Genomic DNA, 24,364 nt, shown 5'->3' on the forward strand with positions numbered 1-24,364 from the left:
GGCTATGAAGAAGAGTCTGTCCACTTGTGTTTCATTTTTTCATGGTTAAGCGCAAGCCACTGCATGCAAATAACGGTTGCAGCATTATCCATTTCACCATTGTTGAGGCGAGTTAGCGCATCATCAACGCTGAGTACATGAGTTTTTATATCTTCACCTTCGGTTTCAAGGCCATACACACCAGACTCAACGTCACTTAAATCGGCTCGTGCAAGATATAAATGTAACCGCTCTGTTGTACCACCAGGGCTTGAAAGGTACGAAAGCATAAATTCAAGCTCTGTTAAATTAAGCCCAGCTTCTTCGTACGCTTCTTTCTTTACGACCGATTCATAATCGTCACTGCCGTCAGTCATTCCAGCAATACATTCTAGTAGCCAAGGTGAATGTTTGCTTTTAATAGCCCCAATACGTATTTGTTCTATTAAAAGCACAGTGTCTGATATGGGGTCGTAAGGCAACACAGCAATGGCGTCTCCACGCTCTAAAATCTCGCGACTAATAAGTTCTGATTTACCGCCCGCAAACAAGGCATGTTCAAACTGATACAAATCAACCTGAAAAAAGCCTTTATACAAATTTTTGACCGGCTTTACGCTGACATCTTTATGCGTAAACTGAACAAGTTTTTTATCTGGCACGTAAGCATCCTCTACTTATTAAAAACTTTGAAGTACGTTAATATATTCTGTTACATTTCGACGCACTGTTTTACTCTTTTTATTTTTAGTTATTACGTAAAACAGGTTACCATGGTTTTAGTATAAAAATTGTCTAAGGACCGAACAACACATGAAAAAGAACATTCTTGCGGCGCTAGTTAGTTTATCATGCGCATTAGGCACAACAGCAGCAAACGCTGAAGATTTACTACAAGTTTTTGAAATTGCAACGGCCAACGATCCTACCGTTTTAAAAGCAAAAGCCCAAGCAGATGCACAATCTTACCAAGCAGATACTGCAATGGCTGCATTATTGCCGCAAATTGGTTTAACAATGGGTTACACAAAAAGTGACTCAACCTCTTTTGAAAGTGTGGATGAAAAAGTTGAAAGCGACTCTGATCAATTCACCCGTGGTCTTAGCTTAAGCCAAACCTTATTCGACTTAGGCGCATGGAACTCGTTAGACATTGCAGACAAACAAGCGTTGCAAGCAAATGCTCAATACGACTCGGCTAAACAAAACTTAATTGTTCGTGTTGCTGAAGGCTACTTTAACGTTTTAAGTGCGATTGATAACCTTGAATTTATTAAAACGGAAAAACGCGCCATCGAACGCCAGCTTGAACAAACTAAACAACGTTATGCTGTTGGTTTAACGGCAATTACCGATGTACACGAAGCACAAGCACAGTTCGACAACTCTGTTGCACAAGAAATTATTGCTAATAACTCAGTAGAAACAGCGCGTGAGCAACTACGAGAAATTACGGGTAAATACCACGCTAAGTTAGACTTTTTAAATACAGAGACATTTTCTACAACTAAGCCAGCTCGAGACTCTAGCGACTTTTTAAATATTGCTAAAGATAAAAATATTAGCTTGCAAGTTGCTAAAGTAACCGTAGATATAGCCCAAGATCAAATTAAACTGGCAAGAGCGGGCCACTATCCAAAGCTAACCCTAAGCGCAAGTTATGGCGACTCTTTAACAGACGCAGACAGAAATGGTACAAGCCTAACTAGACAACCTCGTGCAGACTCAACCTCGGTAGGTCTTAACTTTAGCCTGCCTTTATACTCTGGGGGTGCAACAGTTGCAGCTACTGATCAAGCACGTGCATTTTACGTGGCAGCTAGCCAAGATTACGAAGCCAATTACCGCGCAATTACCCGCACGGTTATTACCTCTTATAATCAAGTAGTGTCTGACATTGCAACTTACAAAGCGTTAGAGCAAGCTGTTGTTTCTGCCCAAAGTGCTTTAAAAGCAACAGAGGCAGGTTTTGAGGTTGGTACGCGTACAATTGTTGATGTACTTGTAAGCACACAAAACCTATACAATGCTAAACGTAACCTTGCTGATGTACGTTATCGTTATGTCCTGTCTACTCTGCGCTTAAAGCAAGCGGCGGGTACACTAACAAGCAAAGACCTAGTAGCTATAAACCAGGGTTTAAAAGCAGTCTAAGCAGTCAAAAAACACATACAAAGCCAGCTACATGCTGGCTTTTTGTATTTTACAGCGCTTAGCGTTAAACTAGCGTTTTTAATTTTAGAGCAATTTTTGTGGTCACCTCATCTCCTTTTAAAGCATCTTTTTTAGGCCCTCGATACTGGCTAACGTGGATTGGCGTTTTTTTCTTATACCTAATTTCTTGGCTTCCGCAAAAACTTCAATTAGCCCTGGGCAAACTACTTGGCCGTTTAGTTCATAAATACATGAAACGCCGCCGACACATTGCCGAAGTAAATATTAAACGCTGCTTTCCTGATATGAGCGACGAAGATCAAAAAGCATTGGTGCTAAAAAATATGGAAAACACTGGCATTGCGATGGTTGAAACCGGAATGGCATGGTGGTGGCCGCAGTGGCGAGCGAAAAAAGCTTTAGGGTCTTTAAAAGGGCTTGAACACTTTGAACGAGTGCAACAATCTGGAAAAGGCGTACTGTTACTAGTACCTCATGTTTTACACCTTGAAATGGCAGGCCGATTAATGGGATTGGGTTGTATGGGTATTGGTTTTTACCGCCCGCACAACAACCCATTAATGGAGTACTTTACAACTAATGGTCGCCTTCGCTCTAATGAATACTTGGTCGGTAAAAAAGACGTAAAAGGCTTACTAAAAGCCTTAAAAAATAAAAAAGTGTGCTACTACCTACCCGATCAAGACTACGGCCGTAACCGCTGTGAATTCGTCCCTTTTTATGCAGTGCAAGATACCGCAACTACAACAGGTACACTGATGTTTGCTGGCAGTAAAAATTGCGAAACAATGAGTTTGATTACCCGCCGAGACGAAAGTGGAAAGTACCATTTAGAAATTATTCCAGAGCTTGAAAACTTCCCAAGCGGTGATGACAAAGCCGATGTCACGCGTGTTAATCAACGCATGGAATTATCAATTAATGCCGCACCAGAGCAATACATGTGGCTACATCGCCGTTTTAAAACGCGACCAGATAAAAATACTCCTTCATTTTACAAATAGTAATGGTATAACAATAACAGGAACAAATAAGGGTGGTTGTTGTAATGTGGTTTTGGATTAGGTACTTGTCATTTGCAGTCATATTAATAGCGCTTGCTGCGTACTTTTTAATGGGAAATGTTCCAACATTAGATTTAAAAGAATCTAAAAATGCCGCTGCCGAAGGATTATCTCGCTTTTATGCCTCGATTCGAAATCAAGTTAAAAGCAACAAAGAGCGCGACCAATACGTATTGAGTTTAAAAAAGCCAGATCAAACTGTCGATAGAGTTTTAGCTGAGCGTACGCGCACTGTTACCCCCATGCCAGCAAGTTGGACAGGAAGTGTGGAGCCTAGGCGCTTCGAAAACGGCTCAACATTGAAAGATGTTTTAGTTGAGTATGCTAAAAGCGAAGGCATTGAGCTCTATTGGTACTTAAGTAAAGACTATGTCGTTAAAGATCATTTTAGGGTCGACAGTAATTTCACCTCAGCCCTGTACCAAGTAGGCAGAGCTATAAATGATGACTTTGAACACGAGGTTTACACCTACTTTTGTAATAAGCAAAGAGCGGCAGTAATTACTGAATTGCCCTCTGAATTTGTGCGTGCTAACTGCTTAAAACTCAACATTTGAGTTTGATAAAAAATCACGCTATTGCGTGATTTTTATCAAAGCACATCACTTAGAGCGTGTTTGCTTATAAAGCAAATAAATATGATTGAACAAATCCTACAGCTCAAAAACCGCTTTCCAAATAACAGTCACATTAGCGATGTCTTGTAAAAACTGCTCGCGTTCAACTAACTTTCCTTGCTGATCTAAGCTGAGTACGTGGTAACACGAACGGTAGTCAATATACGCTTTAATTAACTGCTGCTTTTGCTCTTTTGTAATACAGCCTATTTTAGCAGCATCAGTAAGTATTCTTACGTTATCTGAAAATACACTTAGTTGCTCGCTATAGTGTGCATTTTTAAGAACAAGGTATTGCGTAATAAATTCAATGTCGGCCATGCCACCAGCATCTTGTTTTAGGTCAAATAACTGCGTGTTCCCTTTTGCAAGGTGGCCGCGCATTTTCTCTCGCATTTTAATGACATCATCTTTTAACACAGCCGTTTCACGCGCTTGGCAAAGTATATTTTTACGTATTTGCGAAAAGCGTTCTTCTAACTCATTTTGACCTAAAATAATACGAGCACGAACCAGCGCTTGATGCTCCCATGTCCACGCTTGTGTTTGTTGATAGTGATTAAAGCTCTCTAGATTGATAGCAAGTAAACCCGAAGCACCCTCTGGGCGAAGACGTGTATCTAACTCGTATAAAATACCCGACGCCGTTCGCGTATTAAATAAGTGCATTAAACGTTGGGCAAGTTTTAAATAAAACTGGCGAGAATCAATCGCTTTATCGCCATTGGTCTGACTCGAGCCATCGTGATTGTGAACAAACACAAGATCTAAATCTGAGTCGTAGCCCACTTCAAAACCACCCGTTTTACCATAGGCAATAACGGCAAAACCCTTGTGTTCATTGTCAGTGTTTGGCGGCATGCCAAAACGCTTTACCGTGTTATGCCATGAAATGTTTACGGCCTGCTCGACTATAGCTTCTGCCAATGCAGTTAAGTGATCGCTTACTTTCATAACATCCAAAACGCCAGTGGCGTCTGCGGCAGCTATCCGTAATTGATGAGTTTGTTTAAACTGCCTTAACGACTCCATTTGTAGCTCTAAATCGTCGTGCTCTATGCGTAAAAAATATTGACGTATTTCGTCTTTATAAGCGCTAAGTGGTGTTGGTTTATAAAGCACGGCAGGGTCAATTAATTCATCAAGTAAAATTGGGTAACGAGAAATATGCTCGCCAATCCACTTACTATGACAACACAAAGAAACTAACTGCTTTAACGTGCCTGGGTTTTCATATAGCAGTTCTAAGTAGGCAGTGCGCGAAATAATTTTATTAAGAATTTGGCACACAGTACCAAATACTATGGCACTGGCATTAAAGTCGCTTAGCTGTTTAAGCATGGCTGGCATGAGTTTATCAAGAATCTCACGCCCTCGATTTCCAACTTTTACTTTAGATAAACGTAATTTAAAGTCTTGCAGTGGTTCTTGCCATTCGTCTTTAGGTTCATTTAAAAAACTGACATCACAATGATCCCACGCACTTATAAATGCACCTTCACACGTGTCTAGAGGCTCTGTTTCTTCCCCTATTACCTGAATAAACTCATTGTGCACCTGCGCCATTACCTGCTCAATTTCATTTACTGACGCTGCAAAGTCTGGTTGCGATATTAGGTAATTTAATCGTTGTTGGTTTATTTCATCATCAGGCAAAGTTTGTGTTTGCTGATCGTCGAATATTTGCAGGTATTGCTCTACTTTTCGTAAATAAAGATAATTACTTTTCAGCTCTTTTGCTTCGTCGTCATCAATAACTTGGTTTAGTGCCAACTGGTTTAAAGCATTAAGTAATGATTGTGTCTGTAAATTAGCCTCTCGCCCGCCGCGTACCATTTGTAGTGCCTGAACAATAAATTCAACTTCTCGTATTCCGCCAGCCCCCAGTTTTATATTATTGGTTAAACGTTTGCGGCGAACTTCTTGTGCAATCATGAGTTTCATTTTACGAAGCGATTCAATAACTGAAAAATCAATATAGCGTCTGTATACGAAAGGTTTAAGCAATTGATTAAATTCATCCCAATAATGATTGGGCTTACCAATTAAACGACTTTTAAGCATGGCGTAACGCTCCCAATCACGCCCTTGCTCTTGGTAATAATCTTCAATAGCGTTAAAACTCATGACCAATGGGCCACTTTCACCAAATGGCCTAAGGCGCATATCAACCCTAAATACCTGTCCATCCCCTGTTGTTTGGTTAAGTGCTGCTATTAGCTTTTGAGCCACTTTTGTGTAAAACACCTGCGCCTCAATACTTTTTCGACCGCCTTGAGTTTTAACACTACGAGGGTATGCAAATATAAGGTCGATATCTGAAGAATAGTTAAGTTCTTTGCCACCTAACTTGCCCATACCAAGTACCATTAAAGGCAAAGATTGCCCTTGCTCATCTACAGGCTCACCATTAAGTGTGGCCACCTGCGCATGGGCCCACTCGTTAGCGCTTTGAATTAACTTATCAGCGAGCTGGCTAATATACTCAATGCTATCTGCAATTGGGTTTTCACAACATAAATCTAAAAAAGCGACTTTAAGCCAGTATTTTTCACGATATTTGCGAAGTATTTGATGACACTGTGCTTCGTTTATATCTGCCAGTGTTAAGTTGTCGAAGGGGGAAGGTATGTCTCTACTTTTAATTTCGTCTTCACATAGTAACCCGCTTTTTAAATCAGGCTGAGACTGAATACAGCGCCAAGCAAAGTCGCTTAACGCTAATAACCTTACAACTTCGTTTTCTATAGGATGCTGCGGGTACAGCTGCTCATAGCGCTTTAACCCAAGTTTTTGTAATTGAATAGGAAGTTGTATTGCGTTACTCATCAATCCTCTCTTTTATATCATCAGTAACCGTACTAGAATGATTAAAACCTTAAAGGTTAACTCTAATTAGGACAACCATGTCATATTTATCTTTATCTAACACTAGTTTTGTTGCGATTACTATTAGTTTTGCTGTTATTTGCTTAACTATTTTTTCATTAAGAATAATAACTCAAATTAAATTAAAACAAGCGCTTAAAGATGAATTAGCCCAGCATGATAACTTTGCCATGGGGATCAATTTTGCTTCAGAGATTTCGGTTGTTATTGCAACTATTGCCTTTTTATTTGATGAAATAAGTGTAAGTACCGCACAATCTAATCCACTTAAAGTAGCAATATTAGTGTTGCTGTTGTTTTCATTTATAAAAGTGGGACATTTGATTCACCGAAAGTGGATTTTGCATCGTTTTAACGAAGAAGCGGCTATTTTAAAACAAAATGTATGCGCCGCCTTAGTAGACTCTGGCATGCTAATAGCTAATTTCATTATGACCTTAGGCCTTTACACATGGACCCACACTCAAGGCTTCAGTAACTTATTAATCGCGTTAGTCAGCTTTTTTTTACTGCAAGGTATGTTTGCACTTGATAGTAAAATACGCGAACACCGTTTTGCAAAAGCCAATCAAGGCGCTTCGCTACAAAGTAATTTTAATTTAGAAAATACCTCTATTGGTATTCGCTATGCTGGTAAATCAATTGGTTTAGCGCTTGCCTCGTATGCAGGCTTGTCGAGTGCTACGTTTCAAAACGGTAAAATGGTTGAAAACCTGTTTACACTGGTAATGCATTGCGGTGTAATGTGGATACTGTTATATGCGTTAACATTTATTGTAAAAAAAATATCACTACCCAATATTGATGCAGCACTTGAAGTTGATCATCAAGACAACATAGGTATTGCTTGTATTGAATTTGCTGTTTTTTGTGCAATAGGCTATTTACTAATTAGCATGTTTTCTATTTAACATTAAACATTTTTCGCTTGGGCTTACACAAAATTTGCTTACATAACACTTTGCTTAATTGCACTGGGACATTATGCCATTTGAAGTTACTAACTATCTATTAATCGATATAGATAACGAATTTAGCAGAGCGTTTGCTGGTCACTATTTTAATAGTGCAAAGCGAGATGCCCCAAGTACCTTAGTCATTGCAGGTGCTAATACTCGCCAGTTAGTTAAAATGATGTTTGATGAACTCATTAAAGATTATTGTTATTGCGATTTTGAAAACGAAATTAGCGTTTCTGAGCTTGCCAGTTATTTGCATGAACATCATGATATTAAAGGTGTGTTGTTTAATCAAACCGATTATTTACTGGCTGATGAAAAACAACGTTTTATTTATAACTCACTGCATGAAAAACGTTTTTTAGTCACTCAAGATGAAAGCGGTTTTGCTTTTAGCCCTGTAAAAGACGAAGGCTTTTCAAACCACCTATCTTGTCATACCGACATAGCCGATACATCAGTCGATATTATTGAGTTAACAGAGTTACTTAATAAACAATAAATAATTGCACCTAGCTCGCAGCTTACTTAACATAGCGGTATATAACTTTATCGCCAACTTATAAGTGAAATCACATGCGAGTTCCTCATATTTACCAAGCGTCTTCTATTACACTAAACACTCCCGTGTCACTCGATGACGATGCAGCTGGCCACATAGGCAGAGTACTTCGCATGAAAGTAGGCGAACATGTGTCTATTTTTAATGGCGAAGGTGGTGAATACCTAAGTGAAATTATAGAAGTGAGTAAAAAGAATGTAGTGGTTATGCCACAGCAATTTAATCCTCACGACGTAGAATCACCATTAAAAATTCACTTAGGCCAATGCGTATCGCGTGGCGATAAAATGGATTTTACAATTCAAAAGTCAGTTGAGTTAGGTATTACCGAAATCACCCCTATTTTTAGTCAGCGCTGTGGCGTAAAGCTCATTGGCGACCGCCTTGATAAAAAGCATCAACAATGGCAAAAAATAGCGATTGCGGCAGCCGAGCAGTCGGGGCGTAATTATGTACCGGTTGTTCACCCCCCTATAGACATAAAACAGTGGCTTGAGCAATCAACTAACGCGATAAAGCTCACGCTTCATCCTCGCGCAGAACACAGCATTAAAACCATTACTGTACCTAAAGATGGCGTTCGGTTTTTAGTCGGCCCAGAAGGCGGCTTTACTGACGAAGAAATGGCACAAACTAAACAACAAGAATTTGTTGATATTCGTTTAGGGCCACGTGTTTTACGAACTGAAACCGCCGCTTTAACGGTCTTAAGTGCATTACAGCTACAATTTGGTGATTTAGCTAATTGAAATAGCTAAAAACACCCTCATATCAAAGCTATTAGTAAACTCTAGTAGTAATTACACATAGATTAAGGCACAGCGCATGGCAATTAAATTAGGTATTATTTCAGATCCTATTAGTGGGTTTAACATCAAAAAAGACACCGGCTTTGCAATGATGATGCAGGCGCAAGAGCGTGGCTACGAAATTTACTATATGGAGATGGATGATTTATCACTTCGTAAAGGTAAGTCTTATGCCACCGCTGCCAAAGCGCGTGTATTTAACAACGAAGAAAAATGGTACGAACTAGAAGAAAAAACCACCATTGCCCTTGCCGATCTTGATGTAATTTTAATGCGCAAAGATCCGCCGTTTGACACTGAATACATTTACGCAACGTATCTTTTAGAGCGCGCTGAAGATGAAGGCACGTTAATTATTAATAAACCACAAAGCTTGCGTGATGCTAACGAAAAGCTGTTTACTGCATGGTTTAGCGAACACACGCCAGACACCTTAGTTACGCGCAGCCAAAAACAAATTCGTGAATTTTTAGCTGAGCACAAAGACATTATTTTAAAGCCACTTGACGGTATGGGCGGCGCATCTATTTTTCGTGTTAAAGAAGATGATGCAAACATAGGTGTTATTTGCGAGACCCTAACCGAGCATGGCAGCCGCTATGCCATGGTACAAAATTATGTTCCTGCTATTACACAAGGCGATAAACGCGTTCTTGTGGTTGACGGTGAAGTCATTCCCTACTGCTTAGCACGTATTCCACAAAACGGTGAAACTCGCGGAAATCTAGCAGCAGGCGGTCGTGGTGAAGCTCGCCCATTGAGCGAGTCAGATATGAGAATTGCACAGGCCGTTGCGCCCACTCTTAAAGAAAAAGGCCTTGTATTTGTTGGCCTTGATATTATTGGCGACAAGCTAACCGAAATTAACGTAACAGCACCTACGTGTGTGCGTGAAATTGAAGCCGCGTATGATATATCAATCACAGGTATTCTGTTTGATGCTATTGAGAGAAAATTAGCTAAATAGTAGCCTTAGGTTAAATAAGTTAAATTGGCTTAACGCAATGCGTTTAACGTTTAAATATTAATGCAGCACCTGCTGTATTAATATTTTAATAAAATCAGTTAACTTATTTAGTTATAAAATACAGGGTTGTGCCATACTCAAAATTCATTAACTGAAAGGGTGAAATCTATGCAGTCATTAGAAAATCATTTTTTAATCGCCATGCCGTCAATGCAAGACCCTTTTTTTAAACGTGCTGTTACGTATATTTGCGAGCACAATGAAGATGGGGCAATGGGATTAGTGATAAACCAACCCATCAACGTAACCGTTGGTGAGCTACTTGATAAAATAGAAATCGATAACGACAAAACCCAGCAAGCAGCTAAAGTGGCTGTGTTTGCAGGTGGTCCAGTTAAAACAGATAGAGGTTTTGTGCTTCACTCCCCTAAACTCGGGTATACCTCAAGCCAAAAGCTCAGTAGTGATATTATGATCACCACCTCTAAAGATGTGCTTGCAAGCTTAACGACAGCACATGCCCCTGAGCAGTTTATTATCACCTTAGGTTATGCAGGTTGGGAACAAGGCCAACTAGAACAAGAACTGCTTGATAACAGCTGGCTCATTATAGAAGCGGATCCGGCCATTATTTTTAACACGCCCGCTGAAAAACGATGGGAAAAAGCCGTTTCAATGCTTGGCTTTGATATAGGGCAACTCAGCCCTGAAGCCGGGCATGCGTAAATATTCCCTTTCTAAATACAGTTTAAAATATAAATTCACTTGGAAATAGATACCCTATTACAAGTGAATTTTTTTATGTAAACCTTTAACATAACGGCTTGAAAAGCAGCCTAAGTAAAACATTATCAATGACAAAAAGAACATTTAAGCCACAAGGCGAGCGCACCGTAATGGGGTTTGATTTTGGCACTAAAAGTATTGGTATTGCCGTAGGGCAAGAACTCACTGGCAGCGCATCAAGCCTTAAAGCCGTAAAGGCGCAAGATGGTATTCCAAACTGGGATCATATCGCAGTACAAGTAAACGAATGGCAGCCAGATTTAATGGTGGTCGGTTTACCGCTTAATATGGATGGCACTTCACAAGAGGTGACATTCAAAGCTAAAAAGTTTGCTAACAGATTACATAATCACTATGGCATTCCTGTACAAACACAAGATGAGCGCCTAACAACTGCTGACGCAAAAGCCCGTTTATTTGAGCAAGGTGGTTATAAAAACCTGGGAAAGGGAAATGTAGATAATATGTCTGCGGTAATTATTTTAGAAAGTTTTTTTGAATCATTTTACGGTGAGTAACGCTGTAATTAGGTGTGTTAAATACTAAAAAAGCGCGGCTGGAAAGTCGCGCTTTTTTAATAACAATAACTAATTAGTTATCGTCATCCCCCATTCCATCAATAGTGACACCTTGTAAAAAGCCCGCACCTTGTTGTTCGTTATTGCGCAGTTTAATCATCAAGCGTAAGTCATTTGGTGAGTCAGCATGATGCAATGCATCTGCATAGTTAATACGTTGCTGCCTGTATAACTCAAAAAGGGCTTGGTCAAAGGTTTGCATGCCCATATCGTTAGATTTAGCCATAGCCTCTTTAATGCCGCCAATATCGCCGTTTTTAATCAGCTCTGCCACCATAGGTGAATTAAGTAATATCTCTATGGCGGCAACGCGTCCTTCGCCATCTGAGGTAGGTATTAATTGTTGAGCAACAATGGCACGTAAGTTAAGGGCTAGATCGTATTTTAGCTTGTCATGCTTCTCTTTTGGCACCAAATGCATAATACGGTCAATGGCTTGGTTAGCATTGTTGGCATGTAGTGTAGCCACACATAAATGCCCTGTTTCAGCAAAGCTTAATGCGTATTCCATAGTTTCTTGCGAACGTATTTCACCAATTAAAATAACATCTGGAGCTTGACGTAATGAGCTTTTGAGCGCCGACTCAAAACTATCTGTATCGAGCCCTACTTCGCGTTGGGTGATAATACTTTTACGGTGCTCATGAACAAACTCAATAGGATCTTCTATTGTTAAAATATGACCTCGTTGGTTTCGGTTTCTGTAGCCAATCAGGGCTGCTAATGAGGTCGACTTACCGGTTCCTGTTCCACCAACAAACAGAACTAAACCACGCTTAGCCATAATGACGTCGGTAAGTGTCGAGGGTAGGCCCAAATCACTGACATCGGGGATCTGTGTCACAATTCGGCGAATAACCATACCTGCTCTATCGCGCTGCCAAAACGCAGAAATACGAAAACGCCCTTCGTCGGTTGCAATAGCAAAGTTACATTCTTTAGTAGCATGAAACTCCGCTTTTTGCTTTTCGCTCATCGCAGACTCAACCAACTGTAAAGACTCTTCGTCAGTGAGTTTGTCATCGCCCAATTGAATTAGTTCACCGTTTATTTTTGCACTAACAGGTAAACGGCTAGATACAAATAAATCAGAGCCTTTTTTCTCAATCATAGTGATTAAGTAACGGTTTAAAGATAAAGTCATGATAATTCCTTAACCACCAAATTGTGTTTTGTCTTGCGCTTTAGCTTGCGCTGCGGTGTTGGTCACAATGCCTCGGTTAACTAAGTTTGTTAAACATTGATCCATTGTTTGCATACCAATTGATGCCCCCGTTTGAATAGACGAGTACATTTGTGCAATTTTGTCTTCACGAATTAAGTTACGTATGGCGGGTACACCAATCATAATTTCATGAGCAGCCACTCGCCCACCGCCAATTTTTTTAAGGAGTGTTTGTGAAATAACCGCACGCAATGACTCTGACAACATAGAGCGTACCATTGCTTTTTCTTCACCAGGGAATACATCAATAATACGGTCGATGGTTTTTGGCGCTGAGGTTGTATGCAACGTACCAAACACTAAATGACCGGTTTCAGCAGCGGTCATCGCTAGGCGAATAGTTTCTAAATCACGCAGCTCACCCACTAATATTACATCGGGGTCTTCACGCAGCGCACTACGTAGTGCGTTTGAAAAACTGTGTGTATCACGATGAACTTCACGTTGGTTAACTAAGCTTAACTTGTTATCGTGAACAAATTCGATTGGATCTTCAATCGTTAAAATATGGTGATGCTTATTTTGATTTATGTAATCAACCATGGCCGCAAGTGTTGTTGATTTACCCGACCCTGTTGGCCCGGTAACAAGGACTAACCCACGCGGGTTGTCTGATATTGTTTTAAAAATATCTGGCGCGCCTAAATCATCAAGAGTTAATACTTCACTCGGTATAGTACGAAATACTGCCGCAGGACCGCGGTTTGAATTAAAGGCATTAACACGAAAGCGAGCAAGATTAGGAACCTCAAACGAAAAATCCACCTCAAGGTTTTGTTCGTAATCTTTGCGCTGAGTATCGTTCATAATATCGTAAACTAAACTGTTTACGTCTTTATCTGCAAGGGCTGGTATATTAATGCGGCGAACATCACCATCTACGCGTATCATAGGTGAAACACCCGACGATAAATGTAAATCGGATGCATTGTGTTGCACACTAAACGCTAATAATTCGGTAATATCCATTTATGACTCCACAACTGGCTGATAATTATATGGTTACAATAGCAGAACGACTCACTTGCGCCTACGCAAGAATTTCAAACGCGGTAAAAAACACGCACAGAAGCAAAAATGAAATAACTTTGCTGGCGGTGTCTAAAACCAAACCTAGCGACGATATCGTTGCTGCCTACAATTATGGCCAACGCCAGTTTGGTGAGTCTTATGTTCAAGAAGCTGTAGATAAAATAGCTCAACTGCACACATATAGCGATATCATTTGGCATTTCATTGGCCCTATCCAGTCAAATAAAAGTGCTTTAGTGGCAGAAAATTTTGATTGGGTACAAAGCGTCGATCGAATCAAAATAGCCAAGCGCCTCAACGCTCAGCGCCCAACCAGTAAACCACCACTTAATGTACTTATTCAGGTAAATATTAGCGCCGAGGAGGCAAAGTCGGGCTGTCATCCCGATGACATCGCAAATCTTGCTGAATTTATTAGCCAATGTGATCAGTTAAGATTACGTGGTTTGATGGCTATTCCTGCAAAAAGTGACGATCCAACGACACAAACTCAATATTTTGAGCAATTACAAACTTGCTTTGATAAACTAAAGGCCCAATATCCACAGTTAGACACTCTATCTATGGGTATGAGTAATGACGTTGAAGCCGCAATTAGTGCAGGCTCAACTATGGTGAGGATCGGAACAGACATTTTTGGAACACGAACTTAAAAGGTAAAAACAGATTTATGTCAGATAAAAAAATCGCATTTATAGGCACAGGTAACATGAGCTACGCTATTATTGGTGGCATGGTAAAAAACGGCTTTGACGCAAACAACATCATTGCGACTAACCGCAACCAAGAAAAGCTTGCAAAGGTAGCAGCCGATTTCAAGGTGCAAACCACCAGTGACAATAACGAAGCCCTACGCGATGCTGATGTAATTGTTTTGTCTGTAAAGCCGCAAATGATGGGCGATTTATGTAAATCGTTTCAAGAGTCTGGCATCGATTTCAGTAATAAACTATTTATCTCAGTAGCTGCTGGTTTAACAGTAAGCCGCTTGCGCGAAATGTTAGGGCAAGATGTAAAAATTGTACGTTGCATGCCTAATACACCGTCTTTATTAGGGCGTGGCGTCTCTGGCTTATTTGGCGCTGGCGAAACGCAGCAAGAACATGAATTTGTTCAACAAGTATTTGAGTGCACAGGTATTGTGGTGTGGGTCGAACAAGAAGCGCAAATTAACGATATCATTGCAGTAACAGGTTCATCACCAGCTTACTTTTTCTTATTTATGGAAGCCATTGAAGAAAAAGCTAAAGCGCTTGGCTTTAATGATGAAGATGCTCGTCGTTTAGTACAACAAACAGCACTTGGCGCAGCAGAAATGGCATTAAGCCAACCAGAAATTAGCATTTCTCAGCTACGCGCAAACGTAACATCTAAAGGCGGTACTACACATGCCGCAGTTGAGCATTTAAAAGACGAAGGCTTAACTAAAACCGTTGGCGATGCGATGGATGCGTGTATTGCTCGCGCGATGCAAATGGAAAAAGAACTTTAAAACTACTTTATTATTAAAGGTTACACTATGAATGCCATGCAATTTTTGATCAGTACTCTGTTTGATTTGTTTTTAATGGTGGTACTACTGCGTTTTTGGCTACAGTGGGCAAAAGCCGATTTTTACAACCCAATGAGCCAATTTGTGGTTAAAGCAACGTCGTTTGCAGTCAACCCTTTACGTAAAATTATACCCGGGTTAGGTGGGCTTGATCTAGCCTCACTATTGCTGGCATTTATTGTAGCTATTGCCAAAATTAGTACTTTAATGTTGGTAATTTACGGCGCATGGGCTGCGCAACCCGTGTTTATTCAAGCTCTAATTACCGTAATAAAAGAAGGCTTAAACTTAGTATTTTGGGTATTAATTATCCGCGCAATTCTCAGCTGGGTAAGCCAAGGTTATAACCCTATTGAAGCGGTTTTCCATCAGCTTACTGAGCCAATGCTCAAGCCACTTCGTAAAATTATTCCACCAATGGGTGGGTTAGATTTATCAGTACTTGTATTAATTATTGGTATTCAGTTTTTGCAAATGCTGTTAATGGACTTTTTAGCTTAAGCTTTTGTTTTAAGTAAAAGAGGCCTTATGGCCTCTTTTTTATATTTTTGGAGTGAACAATGAATCGATTAATTAAATTTTGTTTTATTGCTTGTTTAACATTCGCATTTAACGCACACAGCGAACAAACATTGGGCGGGCAATATAAAGAACTTGGCCCGTGGCAAGTACATTACATTGCTTTTCCATCAACCTTTATTCAGCCACAAATTGCCAAGGCCTATGGGCTTGAGCGCAGTGGATATAAAGGGATTGTTAATATTTCTGTGTTAAAAAACAATACAGGCAATACAGCTCAAAAGGCCAAGTTATCTGGCACAGCCAGAAACTTACTTGGCAACAAACAAACGCTAAACTTTAAAGAAGTAATTGAAGGCGAGTCAGTTTATTATCTTGCCCAAGTCGATTTTACAAACGAAGAAATACTGCGCTTTGAAATTGAAATACAGCAAAGTAATCAATTTCAAACACTGCAATTTCAGCAAAAATTTTACGTAGATAAATAATATTATGAACAAAACTTTAGTCCTTGCCACGGGCAACCCTGGCAAAGTAAGTGAGCTGGCCAACATGCTAAGCCCACTTAGTATTAATGTAGTTCCACAAAGTGATTTTAACGTTGGCGAAGTAGCAGAAACGGGCACTACTTTTGTTGAAAATGCCATTATTAAAGCGCGTCATGCAGCTAAAATTACCGGTATGCCAGCAATTGCTGACGATTCCGGCTTAGAAGTTGATGGCTTAAATGGTGCACCAGGTGTTTATTCTGCTCGTTTTGCAGGACAAGGCGCAAGCGATCAAGATAACATAGATAAACTACTTAATGATTTAGGTAATAACCCAAATCGTAAAGCGCGTTTTTGGTGTGTATTAGTATTAATGCGCCACGCCGATGACCCTACCCCGCTTATTTGCAGTGCGAGTTGGGAAGGTGAGATTACACAAACTCAACATGGTGAAGGTGGCTTTGGATACGACCCCATTTTTTATGTTCCGTCACTTGAGTGTACAAGCGCCGAGCTTACAAAAGCACAAAAAAATGCAGTGAGCCACCGCGGTCAAGCACTACAGGCTTTGCTAAATGAGCTACAACTAAAAGGCGGCCTGTGACTCTTCCTCCTCTAAGTTTATATGTGCATGTACCATGGTGCGTGCAAAAATGCCCTTATTGCGACTTTAACAGCCATGGGCAAAAAGGCGACATTCCTGAAGCTGAATATGTTCAGCATTTAATTGACGACTTAAAAGCCGATTTGCACTTGGTACAAGGGCGTAAAATTCACAGTATATTTATTGGTGGCGGTACGCCAAGTTTATTAACTGGTGATGCTTACACACGCCTACTAAGCGAAGTAGATAGCCTTATAGGCCTCACTGATAACTGTGAAATAACCCTCGAAGCAAACCCAGGTACAGTAGAAACAGGCCGCTTTAAAGAGTACGTAAAAGCGGGTATAAACCGCATTTCAATTGGCATACAAAGCCTGCAAAGCGACAAGTTAAAAGCGCTTGGCCGCATTCATGGTGCTAACGAAGCGACCTATGCAGCAGAGCAAGCCAAAGAGGCTGGTTTAAATAGTTTTAATCTTGATTTAATGCACGGCTTACCAGGGCAAACCCTAGACGATGCATTAAGTGATTTAAAGCAAATTATTGCGCTCGATCCCCCACATATTTCGTGGTACCAACTCACTATTGAACCTAATACTCAGTTTGCATCTAAACCGCCAACACTGCCTCAAGATGAAACTCTGTGGGATATTCAAGAGCAAGGCCAAGCCTTACTTGCAAAGGCAGGTTATATACAATACGAAATTTCAGGGTATGCAAAACCGGGCTATCAATGCCAACATAACTTAAATTATTGGCGGTTTGGCGATTATCTGGGGATTGGCTGTGGTGCTCATGGTAAGGTCACCAATGCAAAAACTGGCATAATCACCCGAACTGAAAAGGTCAAACATCCCCGTGGCTACATGGATATGGTAAAACCTTATTTGTACAAAAGTTGGCACGTTGAGCAAGACGATTTGGCCTTTGAGTTTTTTATGAATCGCTTTCGCCTTGTCGAACCATGCCCGATTGAAGACTACAGTGCGCTGACTAATCAGCCATTGCAAAGCCAACAAGCAGCTTTAAATAAAGCCATAAACACCGGTTTATTAATAGAAAAAGACGGTCACTGGCAAGTGAGCCTTAAAGGGCATCGCTTTTTAAATGACCTGCTAGAATTGTTCGTATAATGCATTGGGCGTTATACGTCATGTAAAGCGAATACATGAAAAATTAAAATACCCTAATGGGTTTCTAACAACAAAAGGGAAAACAATGCGTAAACTTACCTTTATTGCAGCAGCTGTGAGTGTTGCACTCCTTGCTGGTTGCCAACAAGCACCACAACAATCTGTCACCACTCCAATTGTACAAGCGCAACCTGTACAAAGCGAAATTGACAAAGCCAATGCGTTTTTTGAAGATACCTTTAACCGAGATGTGATGAGCAGCCCGGTTTACCAAACTTACATGGGTATTAAAAAAGATTACGATAAATGGGATGACGGCAGCGAAGAGCAAAAACTCAAAGACCTCGCTGAAACTAAAGCCGACTTAGTTGCCCTAAATGCGATTAACCGCGACCTGCTAGACGATGCAACTAAAGTAAGCTACGACTTAAAAAAACAAGACTTAGAAAGCTCAATTGCTGACTTTAAATGGCGTTACCACAACTACCCTGTAAACCAAATGTTTGGTACACACTCTATGGTGCCTGCTTTTTTAATAAACCAACATTCAATTAGTAATGTTAAAGAAGCAAAAGACTACATTTCGCGTTTAAATGGGGTGCCTACGGTATTTGACCAATTAGTAACTGATTTAGAAACACGAGCAGACAAAGGCATTATTGCGCCTAAGTTTGTGTTTCCACATGTCATTGATTCAAGCAAAAACATTATTCAAGGTGCACCATTTGAAAAAGGTGACGACTCAACACTTTTAGCAGACTTTAAACGTAAAGTAACGGCACTTGAAATCAGCCAAGACGAGAAAGATGCACTTATCAATGAGGCAACTGACGCGTTAAAATCAGCAGTTAAGCCTGCTTACTCAAAGCTTATTAACTACCTAGCACAACTTGAAAAACGTGCTGACGACCGTGATGGTGCTTGGAAATTACCTGAAGGTAATACCTTTTACAATAATGCACTTAAACGCACAACTACCACTGATTTAACTGCAAAAGAAATTCATGCTATTGGCCTATCAGAAGTAAGCCGTATACATGACGAAATGCGTGAAATTAAAGATAAAGTAGGCTTTAAAGGCGACTTAAAAGCGTTTATGCAGTTTATGAAAACTGATAAGCAATTTTACTACCCAAATACAGCAGAGGGTAAACAACGCTACCTTGACGAAGCAACAGCCATGATCGACACAATGAAAGTGCGTCTTGATGAGCTATTTATTGTGAAGCCAAAAGCCGACCTTAAAGTAAAAGCAGTTGAAGCTTTCCGTGAAAAAGCGGCGGGTAAAGCATTTTACCAGCAGCCTGCGCCAGATGGTTCACGCCCAGGTATTTACTACGCAAACCTTTATGACATGGAAGCGATGCCAACGTACCAAATGGAAGCACTGGCTTACCATGAAGGTATTCCGGGTCACCACATGCAAATAGCTATTTCGCAAGAACTAGAAGGTGTGCCTAAGTTCCGTAAGTTTGGCGGCTACACAGCCTACATTGAAGGTTGGGGTTTATACTCTGAGCTTGTACCTAAAGAAATGGGTATGTACTCAGACCCATACTCAGACTTTGGTCGTCTTTCTATGGAATTATGGCGCGCGTGCCGTTTAGTGGTTGATACTGGTATTCACGCAATGAAGTGGACTCGCCAAGAAGGGATTGATTACTACGTGAATAACACCCCTAATGCCACTTCTGACGGCGTTAAAATGGTTGAACGTCACATTGTAATGCCTTCGCAAGCAACGGCTTACAAAGTAGGTATGTTGAAAATTTTAGAACTACGTGAAGACGCTAAAAAGCAACTTGGCGACAAGTTTGATATTCGTCAGTTTCACGATGTAGTGCTAAAAAATGGCCCTGTGCCACTAAACGTACTAGAAAACTTTGTAAATGAATGGGTAGCAAGCAAAAAAGCTTAATCCCAATTTATAAAGCTAACTAAAAGGTCGCTTATGCGGCCTTTTTTGTATTTTGTACCAATTGGCAATAATAGGTTAAGCTAAACAAAAAGGTATTTAAAAGGCGCAAAAATTATGGAGTTATGCATACAGTTACTTAACGCACGTATTTCAAAGCATCAATTAAATGAACTTGATAATGATTTTAAGCAGTTAAACCAAGCACAACAAACATTACAGCTTAATCATCTATACGAAAGCGCTTTGCGTATGAGTATTAAGTACGATTTTATGCAAAATGTAGCAACACGCATTTTAACAAGCAATACCCCACCTGCGCCTTTTATCAGTCAGTTAACAACCACAGATGCCTTGACGTTTTTTACTCCGGCGCTTAGAGAAAATAAGGGCTTCTTGGCACAAGATACCCAAGGAAATAATGTGTTGCACACTGTATTTAAACACGCTAATGCCCAAAAGCTGGCGTTTAATTATGTGCGCTCATTAATGTTATTTGAATCTAACGATGACTTAGTAAAAGCGCTTGCTCAACCCAATGCTCGTGGCCTAACACCTGTTGCGTGTTACATTGCGTACGCAAATAAACCAAGCACGCCGGTAAAGCATGAATTTTCGGCACTGTTAGCCTTGATGGAAATAGAACAAAAACAGAACCCAACAGCTAAACAGCAGTTGGCAAATATATTAAAAGGAACAGATCTTAACGAAACCAGTATTTTACTTAGTGCTGCTTACCTGCAACGTTCAACCGCGCAAGTTGCTCATTTAGTTAAAGCGGTTTAGGACGTGAGAACCTTGATAGATTAAGCGTTGGCCAATCGAGTAACTATTTTACCAAGGTACCAAATTTTTAACCTAATGAGTTACATAAATACCAAACACACCGCTATAAATTTTACCTAGAATAATAAATAGATCCTAGTCGTTTAAGTAGTATTCAACAGTGGTTACTACTCTTACGTTTTTTATTTGTGGTGTATTTGAATCGCGATTAGTAATACTAAACTGCCCTTGGCGAGCTGTTTTTATTTTTCCTAGTTTTGAATTGGAATCCCTAGCAAACTTGTTAGCTACTTCGCGGGCTTTTTCAGTTGCTTGTTGAACCATGGCCGGTTTCACATCGTTTAGCCCTGTAAAAATATACTCAACACGTGTTTCGTAACTATCTTGTACTATGGCAATATTTTGTTTAGCTAATTGGCTTACTTTGCTCAGCGCATTTTGCACCTTGTCTACAGCGCTAGAATAAACGGTCATATTTGAACGAACAATGTACCTAAATTGCTGGTTTTCATTGCCGTACTCGCGCGCCTGTTTATCAACAATAGATTGGCTACCAAGTGATATTTCGGCGTCATCAAAACCATGCAGTTTTAAAAATGCGATCACGGCAGCGTTTTTTTTCTCAACCCTATTTACCAACTTTTCAAGGTCGTTATCTGCATCGCTAAATTGCAAAGGCCATATAACAGTATCGGCAATCACCTCTTGCTCTGCTAATCCTTTAACTTGTACTGTACGCTCCATTTCTTTTACATTTAGTGCTGCACTTTTTAAAATAAACCCTAAGCTAATTAAGCCTAGGCTTAAAAAAATAGCCGCCAGCACAGTGTGAAAACCAGGTGTTTTGATCACAGTACACTCCTTGATTGATATCAATAATACGTATCTATAAACTCGAAATAACCTGTTAAACAGGGTACATTGAGACAATGTATAACGCAAAATTTTAAAGCTAAGGAAACGCAATGAGCCTAAAGCGAATTAGTCAGTTTTTTAATCCAAGCTCAGTGGCAGTGATAGGCGCGTCAAATAATGCCTCTCGTGCCGGTTTTGTCGTTATGCGTAATTTATTACAAGGCGGTTTTAAAGGACCAATCATGCCTGTAACGCCAAGCTATAGCGCTGTTCATGGCGTACTTGCATACCCGTGTATTAATGATCTACCTAAAGTGCCTGACCTTGCCGTTATTTGTACCAATAAAAATACTCTGTTCGACATTATTAGCCAACTAGGCGAGCTGGGCTGTAAAAGCGCTATTATTATTGCCGATGGCTTAACGAACGATCAAAAGAGTGCGCTAAAAGCATGCGCCCATAAACACCACGTTACTTTATTAGGCCCTAATAGCTTAGGGCTATTAATTCCCCATATTGGCTTAAATGCCAGCTTTTCTCATACAGTGGCAAGCCCAGGTAAAATTGCCTTTGTATCTCAATCTGCAGCGGTATGTTCAACCATATTAGATTGGGCTAAAAATAAAGATATTGGCTTTTCGTACTTTGTTTCTGTGGGAGGGTGTTTAGATATTGATTTTGATGAGCTGCTCGACTTTTTAGGGCGTGATTCAAAAACTAAAGCTATTTTACTTTATATTGATAATATTGAAGACATCCGTGGCTTTATTTCAGCCGCAAGAGCGGCTGCATTTAGTAAACCTGTTATTGCCATAAAAACTGGAAAGACAAATGCTGGCGCTCTTGCGGCAGAGATCCATTCCGGTGGAAAACAAAGCTCTGATGCCGTATACGATGCGTTATTTCAACGTGCGGGTATGCTGCGCGTTAACGACCTACGAGAGCTATTTGCTGCAACACAAACGCTCGCCATGCACCCAAAATTATTACAAGTTGAACAGCTCACTATTTTAACAAATGGTGGAGGTCCGGGTGTTATGGCGGTCGATGAGCTAATTCAACGTTCTGGGAAATTAGCGGCGCTTAGTAGTGAAACACGCAGTGCGCTTAATCACGTTATTCCCCGCTCAGAAGCAACCTCCAACCCGATTGATATTTTTGGTGACTCGGCACCAGCGCGTTACAAACAAGCATTAGAAATATTATTGCATGCAAAAGAAGTAAAAAACTTATTGATAATACACACCCCATCGGCACTGGCTCCAAGTGAAGACTATGCCAATGTAATTGTTCAAGCGCTACAAACATTGCCCAAAATGGCTCGCCCTTATGTGTTTACCAACTTTATGGGTGAAGATGCTTCATTCGCAGCCAGAAAAATATGCGCTAATAATGCAATTCCTACTTATCGAACACCTGAAGGCGCTGTCGGTGCGTTTATGCACTTGGTATCGTATCGTCGAAACCAAAAACATTTAACGCAAACGCCAGAGTCGAACACTGACGATGGAAAAATAAACAAAGCTGCTGCCACAACGTTAATAACTGAATATTTAGATGAAGAACAAACCTATCTACCCACTCATAATGCAAGCCAAGTACTAAGCCACTATGGTGTTGAATGTATTGAAACTAAAGTGGCGTACACACCCACTGAGGCAAAAGAGCAAGCAATAGAGCTTGGTTTTCCCGTTGCGCTTAAGCTTATAAGCCCAAGTATTGCTTCTAAGTCTGAAGTCGGCGGCGTGGTTTTAAATCTAAACGATGCCAATGAAGTTGAGCAAACCGCATTTGCGATGCTTATTCGAATTAAAAACACTTATCCGGATGCCACTATTGATGGGTTTTCACTCCAAAAAATGGCACCGCGTGCAGGTGCAAACGAGCTGCGGATTGCAATTAAAACAGAGCCTAATTTTGGCCCCGTTATTTTACTTGGTGAGGCAGGTACAGGGCTTGAGTACGCTCAAGCGGCAGTGGCTCTCCCTCCCCTTAATATGAACTTGGCTAAATATTTAATTGCTGCCGCACATGATAAAGGCGTATTAAAAGATCGCATTTTACCTGAAAAGGTCGACAAATATCGTTTATGTGCGTTGCTCACGCGTATTTCACAGCTCGTTGTGGATCAACCCGATATTAGCGCAATGGAACTTAACCCAATACTTGCAAGTAACGGGCAATTTTTAGTACTTGATGCCACCATAACGCTAAATCGATACCAGTCAAAAAGTAACCGTAAACGGTTATGTATTCGCCCCTACCCTATAGATCTTGTAGAAATAGTAACGCTAAAAAATAATACTCAAGCAACGCTTAGGCCAATAAAACCTGAAGATGAACAAGCCCACAAGGCATTTGATCAATCACTCAATAAAGAAGATCGTTACAAACGCTTTTTTGGCGAGTTACCTCAATTTAACCACGATCAACTCGCTAAAATGACTCAAATTGATTACGACCGAGAAATGGCGTTTATTGTTTGCCAACGCTTAGAGGGAAAAACCCGTACCTTAGGGGTGTCGCGTGTGATTATGGATCCCGACAACGTGCATGCTGAGTTTGCTATTGTGGTTCGTTCTGATTGCCAAGGCTTAGGGCTAGGTCGAATTTTAATGAATGCTGCAATTAACCATTGTAAACGCCAAGGCGTTGAATGGATTGAAGGTATAACACTACCAGAAAACACAGGTATGATTGAACTTGCCCGCAAGCTGGGCTTTAAAGTAAGCCGCGATTTTGAAGAAGGCAGCATTAACATGGTGCTCAACACAAAATAAACTCAGCCCAATAACTTACGTTATGTTCAGAGCGCCTAAAACCAGTAAGGCGCTATAATATTGCAACTTAACGTGCACTGTGCTCAAAAA

General features: G+C 40.5%; 23 protein-coding genes. 18 read left to right on the forward strand and 5 right to left on the reverse strand.

From position 1 onward, the window contains the following. Window positions 1–2: 2 nt before the first annotated feature. On the reverse strand, window positions 3–641 hold the full coding sequence (locus tag RF53_RS16005) for an NUDIX domain-containing protein (protein WP_008110587.1): 639 nt from the start codon (window positions 639–641) through the stop codon (window positions 3–5). A 151-nt stretch (window positions 642–792) separates the two neighbouring features. Here RF53_RS16005 and tolC point away from each other — a divergent pair, with 151 nt between their 5' ends. The 3 genes from tolC (at window position 793) to RF53_RS16020 (ending at window position 3,775) form a co-directional block, all read left to right on the forward strand. Continuing rightward, the gene (tolC, locus tag RF53_RS16010; RefSeq protein ID WP_039038269.1) at window positions 793–2,133 is read left to right on the forward strand and encodes an outer membrane channel protein TolC; all 1,341 of its coding nucleotides are present in this window, start codon (window positions 793–795) and stop codon (window positions 2,131–2,133) included. 98 nt (window positions 2,134–2,231) lie between these two features. After that, window positions 2,232–3,158: an LpxL/LpxP family Kdo(2)-lipid IV(A) lauroyl/palmitoleoyl acyltransferase gene (lpxL, locus tag RF53_RS16015; protein ID WP_010556574.1), complete on the forward strand. Its 927-nt coding sequence runs from the start codon at window positions 2,232–2,234 to the stop codon at window positions 3,156–3,158. A 44-nt stretch (window positions 3,159–3,202) separates the two neighbouring features. Continuing rightward, a complete protein-coding gene (locus tag RF53_RS16020) occupies window positions 3,203–3,775 on the forward strand; it encodes a toxin co-regulated pilus biosynthesis Q family protein (RefSeq protein ID WP_006793182.1) in 573 nt (190 codons plus the stop codon). A 96-nt stretch (window positions 3,776–3,871) separates the two neighbouring features. Here the strand turns inward: RF53_RS16020 and glnE are convergent, their stop codons facing one another. After that, window positions 3,872–6,664, reverse strand: a complete 2,793-nt coding sequence (glnE, locus tag RF53_RS16025) for a bifunctional [glutamate--ammonia ligase]-adenylyl-L-tyrosine phosphorylase/[glutamate--ammonia-ligase] adenylyltransferase (protein WP_039038270.1) — start codon at window positions 6,662–6,664, stop codon at window positions 3,872–3,874. Between the two features lie 77 nt (window positions 6,665–6,741). Here glnE and RF53_RS16030 point away from each other — a divergent pair, with 77 nt between their 5' ends. From RF53_RS16030 to ruvX, 6 genes are all read left to right on the forward strand, one after another. After that, on the forward strand, window positions 6,742–7,635 hold the full coding sequence (locus tag RF53_RS16030) for a DUF350 domain-containing protein (protein ID WP_006793184.1): 894 nt from the start codon (window positions 6,742–6,744) through the stop codon (window positions 7,633–7,635). 73 nt (window positions 7,636–7,708) lie between these two features. Continuing rightward, the gene (locus RF53_RS16035) at window positions 7,709–8,185 is read left to right on the forward strand and encodes a hypothetical protein (protein ID WP_006793185.1); all 477 of its coding nucleotides are present in this window, start codon (window positions 7,709–7,711) and stop codon (window positions 8,183–8,185) included. Window positions 8,186–8,259: 74 nt separating this feature from the next. Beyond that, window positions 8,260–8,994 (forward strand): 16S rRNA (uracil(1498)-N(3))-methyltransferase, encoded by a 735-nt coding sequence (gene rsmE / locus RF53_RS16040; protein ID WP_008132394.1) that lies wholly within the window; start codon window positions 8,260–8,262, stop codon window positions 8,992–8,994. A gap of 76 nt (window positions 8,995–9,070) precedes the next feature. Then, window positions 9,071–10,021 carry a glutathione synthase gene (gene gshB / locus RF53_RS16045; RefSeq protein WP_008132396.1) on the forward strand — a complete coding sequence of 317 codons (951 nt, stop codon included), beginning with the start codon at window positions 9,071–9,073 and terminating at the stop codon, window positions 10,019–10,021. A gap of 168 nt (window positions 10,022–10,189) precedes the next feature. After that, window positions 10,190–10,747 (forward strand): YqgE/AlgH family protein, encoded by a 558-nt coding sequence (locus RF53_RS16050; RefSeq protein WP_008132397.1) that lies wholly within the window; start codon window positions 10,190–10,192, stop codon window positions 10,745–10,747. Window positions 10,748–10,875: 128 nt separating this feature from the next. Beyond that, the gene (ruvX, locus tag RF53_RS16055; RefSeq protein WP_006793189.1) at window positions 10,876–11,325 is read left to right on the forward strand and encodes a Holliday junction resolvase RuvX; all 450 of its coding nucleotides are present in this window, start codon (window positions 10,876–10,878) and stop codon (window positions 11,323–11,325) included. A 73-nt stretch (window positions 11,326–11,398) separates the two neighbouring features. Here ruvX and RF53_RS16060 read toward each other — a convergent pair whose 3' ends face one another. Both RF53_RS16060 and RF53_RS16065 read right to left on the reverse strand, forming a co-directional pair. Continuing rightward, window positions 11,399–12,529 carry a PilT/PilU family type 4a pilus ATPase gene (locus RF53_RS16060; RefSeq protein ID WP_039038271.1) on the reverse strand — a complete coding sequence of 377 codons (1,131 nt, stop codon included), beginning with the start codon at window positions 12,527–12,529 and terminating at the stop codon, window positions 11,399–11,401. A gap of 9 nt (window positions 12,530–12,538) precedes the next feature. Then, window positions 12,539–13,579 carry a type IV pilus twitching motility protein PilT gene (locus RF53_RS16065; protein ID WP_006793191.1) on the reverse strand — a complete coding sequence of 347 codons (1,041 nt, stop codon included), beginning with the start codon at window positions 13,577–13,579 and terminating at the stop codon, window positions 12,539–12,541. A 2-nt stretch (window positions 13,580–13,581) separates the two neighbouring features. Here RF53_RS16065 and RF53_RS16070 point away from each other — a divergent pair, with 2 nt between their 5' ends. The 8 genes from RF53_RS16070 (at window position 13,582) to RF53_RS16105 (ending at window position 20,639) form a co-directional block, all read left to right on the forward strand. Then, complete coding sequence (locus tag RF53_RS16070; RefSeq protein ID WP_039038272.1) at window positions 13,582–14,295, forward strand: YggS family pyridoxal phosphate-dependent enzyme; 714 nt, start codon at window positions 13,582–13,584, stop codon at window positions 14,293–14,295. A 17-nt stretch (window positions 14,296–14,312) separates the two neighbouring features. Further along, on the forward strand, window positions 14,313–15,134 hold the full coding sequence (proC, locus tag RF53_RS16075) for a pyrroline-5-carboxylate reductase (RefSeq protein ID WP_006793193.1): 822 nt from the start codon (window positions 14,313–14,315) through the stop codon (window positions 15,132–15,134). Window positions 15,135–15,161: 27 nt separating this feature from the next. Further along, window positions 15,162–15,695 carry a YggT family protein gene (locus RF53_RS16080; protein WP_006793194.1) on the forward strand — a complete coding sequence of 178 codons (534 nt, stop codon included), beginning with the start codon at window positions 15,162–15,164 and terminating at the stop codon, window positions 15,693–15,695. A gap of 59 nt (window positions 15,696–15,754) precedes the next feature. Continuing rightward, a complete protein-coding gene (locus tag RF53_RS16085; RefSeq protein WP_039038273.1) occupies window positions 15,755–16,201 on the forward strand; it encodes a DUF4426 domain-containing protein in 447 nt (148 codons plus the stop codon). Window positions 16,202–16,205: 4 nt separating this feature from the next. Continuing rightward, entirely contained in the window at window positions 16,206–16,805 is a 600-nt protein-coding gene (locus tag RF53_RS16090; protein ID WP_006793196.1) for an XTP/dITP diphosphatase, read from the forward strand. Then, entirely contained in the window at window positions 16,802–17,938 is a 1,137-nt protein-coding gene (hemW, locus tag RF53_RS16095; protein ID WP_033019380.1) for a radical SAM family heme chaperone HemW, read from the forward strand. The genes RF53_RS16090 and hemW overlap by 4 nt, the downstream gene beginning before the upstream one ends. Before the next feature lie 85 nt (window positions 17,939–18,023). Continuing rightward, window positions 18,024–19,856 (forward strand): DUF885 domain-containing protein, encoded by a 1,833-nt coding sequence (locus RF53_RS16100; protein ID WP_006793198.1) that lies wholly within the window; start codon window positions 18,024–18,026, stop codon window positions 19,854–19,856. Window positions 19,857–19,970: 114 nt separating this feature from the next. Further along, window positions 19,971–20,639, forward strand: coding sequence for a hypothetical protein (locus RF53_RS16105; RefSeq protein ID WP_039038274.1), 669 nt, complete (start codon window positions 19,971–19,973; stop codon window positions 20,637–20,639). A gap of 135 nt (window positions 20,640–20,774) precedes the next feature. Here RF53_RS16105 and RF53_RS16110 read toward each other — a convergent pair whose 3' ends face one another. Continuing rightward, on the reverse strand, window positions 20,775–21,491 hold the full coding sequence (locus tag RF53_RS16110; RefSeq protein WP_010556584.1) for an SIMPL domain-containing protein: 717 nt from the start codon (window positions 21,489–21,491) through the stop codon (window positions 20,775–20,777). A 113-nt stretch (window positions 21,492–21,604) separates the two neighbouring features. On the opposite strand from RF53_RS16110, the gene RF53_RS16115 reads away from it, so the two are divergent. Continuing rightward, window positions 21,605–24,274: a bifunctional acetate--CoA ligase family protein/GNAT family N-acetyltransferase gene (locus RF53_RS16115; RefSeq protein WP_039038275.1), complete on the forward strand. Its 2,670-nt coding sequence runs from the start codon at window positions 21,605–21,607 to the stop codon at window positions 24,272–24,274. The last annotated feature ends 90 nt before the right edge of the window (window positions 24,275–24,364 follow it).

Origin of the sequence: Pseudoalteromonas sp. ECSMB14103, from assembly GCF_000813065.1 — a bacterium.
Taxonomy (GTDB): domain Bacteria; phylum Pseudomonadota; class Gammaproteobacteria; order Enterobacterales; family Alteromonadaceae; genus Pseudoalteromonas; species Pseudoalteromonas marina.

What these genes read in the sequence shown, in the direction of transcription:
- tolC (WP_039038269.1), top strand. Translation starts at nt 793, where the DNA reads ATGAAAAAGAACATTCTTGCGGCGCTAGTTAGTTTATCATGCGCATTA.
- RF53_RS16020 (WP_006793182.1), top strand. Translation starts at nt 3,203, where the DNA reads ATGTGGTTTTGGATTAGGTACTTGTCATTTGCAGTCATATTAATAGCG.
- glnE (WP_039038270.1), bottom strand. Translation starts at nt 6,664, where the DNA reads ATGAGTAACGCAATACAACTTCCTATTCAATTACAAAAACTTGGGTTA.
- RF53_RS16030 (WP_006793184.1), top strand. Translation starts at nt 6,742, where the DNA reads ATGTCATATTTATCTTTATCTAACACTAGTTTTGTTGCGATTACTATT.
- RF53_RS16035 (WP_006793185.1), top strand. Translation starts at nt 7,709, where the DNA reads ATGCCATTTGAAGTTACTAACTATCTATTAATCGATATAGATAACGAA.
- rsmE (WP_008132394.1), top strand. Translation starts at nt 8,260, where the DNA reads ATGCGAGTTCCTCATATTTACCAAGCGTCTTCTATTACACTAAACACT.
- gshB (WP_008132396.1), top strand. Translation starts at nt 9,071, where the DNA reads ATGGCAATTAAATTAGGTATTATTTCAGATCCTATTAGTGGGTTTAAC.
- RF53_RS16050 (WP_008132397.1), top strand. Translation starts at nt 10,190, where the DNA reads ATGCAGTCATTAGAAAATCATTTTTTAATCGCCATGCCGTCAATGCAA.
- ruvX (WP_006793189.1), top strand. Translation starts at nt 10,876, where the DNA reads ATGACAAAAAGAACATTTAAGCCACAAGGCGAGCGCACCGTAATGGGG.
- RF53_RS16060 (WP_039038271.1), bottom strand. Translation starts at nt 12,529, where the DNA reads ATGACTTTATCTTTAAACCGTTACTTAATCACTATGATTGAGAAAAAA.
- RF53_RS16065 (WP_006793191.1), bottom strand. Translation starts at nt 13,579, where the DNA reads ATGGATATTACCGAATTATTAGCGTTTAGTGTGCAACACAATGCATCC.
- RF53_RS16070 (WP_039038272.1), top strand. Translation starts at nt 13,582, where the DNA reads ATGACTCCACAACTGGCTGATAATTATATGGTTACAATAGCAGAACGA.
- proC (WP_006793193.1), top strand. Translation starts at nt 14,313, where the DNA reads ATGTCAGATAAAAAAATCGCATTTATAGGCACAGGTAACATGAGCTAC.
- RF53_RS16080 (WP_006793194.1), top strand. Translation starts at nt 15,162, where the DNA reads ATGAATGCCATGCAATTTTTGATCAGTACTCTGTTTGATTTGTTTTTA.
- RF53_RS16085 (WP_039038273.1), top strand. Translation starts at nt 15,755, where the DNA reads ATGAATCGATTAATTAAATTTTGTTTTATTGCTTGTTTAACATTCGCA.
- RF53_RS16090 (WP_006793196.1), top strand. Translation starts at nt 16,206, where the DNA reads ATGAACAAAACTTTAGTCCTTGCCACGGGCAACCCTGGCAAAGTAAGT.
- RF53_RS16100 (WP_006793198.1), top strand. Translation starts at nt 18,024, where the DNA reads ATGCGTAAACTTACCTTTATTGCAGCAGCTGTGAGTGTTGCACTCCTT.
- RF53_RS16105 (WP_039038274.1), top strand. Translation starts at nt 19,971, where the DNA reads ATGGAGTTATGCATACAGTTACTTAACGCACGTATTTCAAAGCATCAA.
- RF53_RS16115 (WP_039038275.1), top strand. Translation starts at nt 21,605, where the DNA reads ATGAGCCTAAAGCGAATTAGTCAGTTTTTTAATCCAAGCTCAGTGGCA.